Genomic DNA, 1,991 nt, shown 5'->3' on the forward strand with positions numbered 1-1,991 from the left:
AATCCTTGCGGATCCGCATCCGGTCCCTCAGGACCCAACAGCGTGCAGATGCGACACCCGAAACCCTCCCCGTTCCCACCGCAAGCGGTGTACTAAGCGAGAGCTTCTTCCTTCGCACCATGTCAAATGTTCCACCCATGAGCTCCCAGCGAGAAACGAACGTCCTCGATCTGGGTTCTGGACTCCGAAGAGTCAGATGCTCCTTAGAAAGGAGGTGATCCAGCCGCACCTTCCGGTACGGCTACCTTGTTACGACTTAGTCCTAATTACCGATCCCACCTTCGACGGCTCCCTCCACAAGGGTTAGGCCACCGGCTTCAGGTGTTACCGACTTTCATGACTTGACGGGCGGTGTGTACAAGACCCGGGAACGTATTCACCGCAGCGTTGCTGATCTGCGATTACTAGCGACTCCGACTTCATGAGGTCGAGTTGCAGACCTCAATCCGAACTGGGACCGGCTTTTTGGGATTCGCTCCACCTCGCGGTATTGCAGCCCTTTGTACCGGCCATTGTAGCATGCGTGAAGCCCAAGACATAAGGGGCATGATGATTTGACGTCATCCCCACCTTCCTCCGAGTTGACCCCGGCAGTATCCCATGAGTTCCCACCATTACGTGCTGGCAACATAGAACGAGGGTTGCGCTCGTTGCGGGACTTAACCCAACATCTCACGACACGAGCTGACGACAACCATGCACCACCTGTTTACGAGTGTCCAAAGAGTTGACCATTTCTGGCCCGTTCTCGTATATGTCAAGCCTTGGTAAGGTTCTTCGCGTTGCATCGAATTAATCCGCATGCTCCGCCGCTTGTGCGGGTCCCCGTCAATTCCTTTGAGTTTTAGCCTTGCGGCCGTACTCCCCAGGCGGGGAACTTAATGCGTTAGCTGCGTCACGGAATCCGTGGAATGGACCCCACAACTAGTTCCCAACGTTTACGGGGTGGACTACCAGGGTATCTAAGCCTGTTTGCTCCCCACCCTTTCGCTCCTCAGCGTCAGTTACGGCCCAGAGATCTGCCTTCGCCATCGGTGTTCCTCCTGATATCTGCGCATTCCACCGCTACACCAGGAATTCCAATCTCCCCTACCGCACTCTAGTCTGCCCGTACCCACTGCAGGCCGGAGGTTGAGCCTCCGGATTTCACAGCAGACGCGACAAACCGCCTACGAGCTCTTTACGCCCAATAATTCCGGATAACGCTTGCGCCCTACGTATTACCGCGGCTGCTGGCACGTAGTTAGCCGGCGCTTTTTCTGCAGGTACCGTCACTTTCGCTTCTTCCCTGCTAAAAGAGGTTTACAACCCGAAGGCCGTCATCCCTCACGCGGCGTTGCTGCATCAGGCTTGCGCCCATTGTGCAATATTCCCCACTGCTGCCTCCCGTAGGAGTCTGGGCCGTGTCTCAGTCCCAGTGTGGCCGGTCACCCTCTCAGGCCGGCTACCCGTCGACGCCTTGGTGAGCCATTACCTCACCAACAAGCTGATAGGCCGCGAGCCCATCCCCAACCAATAAATCTTTCCAGTAACTGACCATGCGGTCGCTACTCGTATCCAGTATTAGACGCCGTTTCCAGCGCTTATCCCAGAGTCAGGGGCAGGTTGCTCACGTGTTACTCACCCGTTCGCCACTGATCCCACAGAGCAAGCTCCGTGTTCACCGTTCGACTTGCATGTGTTAAGCACGCCGCCAGCGTTCATCCTGAGCCAGGATCAAACTCTCCGTAAAAAAGAAATGCATACGACACCGGGAAAACGGTGACGCAGCGAGTTTGATGCTGACCAAAGAGACAAATTCATTGCTGACTTCATCCGAATGCCAACCCCACAAGGAGGTTGGTCTTTGATCCAAAGGAATTCTCACCCAGCCGAAGCTAGACGAGGATAATTTGGCATTTGACAAGTGCACGCTGTTGAGTTCTCAAGGATCGGATGCTCCCACGACCCAGTCATCACAACCAGGCCCGAAGGGCAACTTCTCTATCTTA

The 1,991-nt window shown here is 55.2% G+C and carries 1 rRNA gene; it reads right to left on the minus strand.

Features of this window, described 5'->3' with window-relative positions:
- Positions 1-207: 207 nt before the first annotated feature.
- Positions 208-1,732, minus strand: a 16S ribosomal RNA gene (locus ACLKOY_RS18005).
- Positions 1,733-1,991: the final 259 nt, after the last annotated feature.

It is taken from the genome of Microbacterium sp. K2 (genome assembly GCF_051365005.1).
GTDB lineage: Bacteria > Actinomycetota > Actinomycetes > Actinomycetales > Microbacteriaceae > Microbacterium > Microbacterium foliorum_B.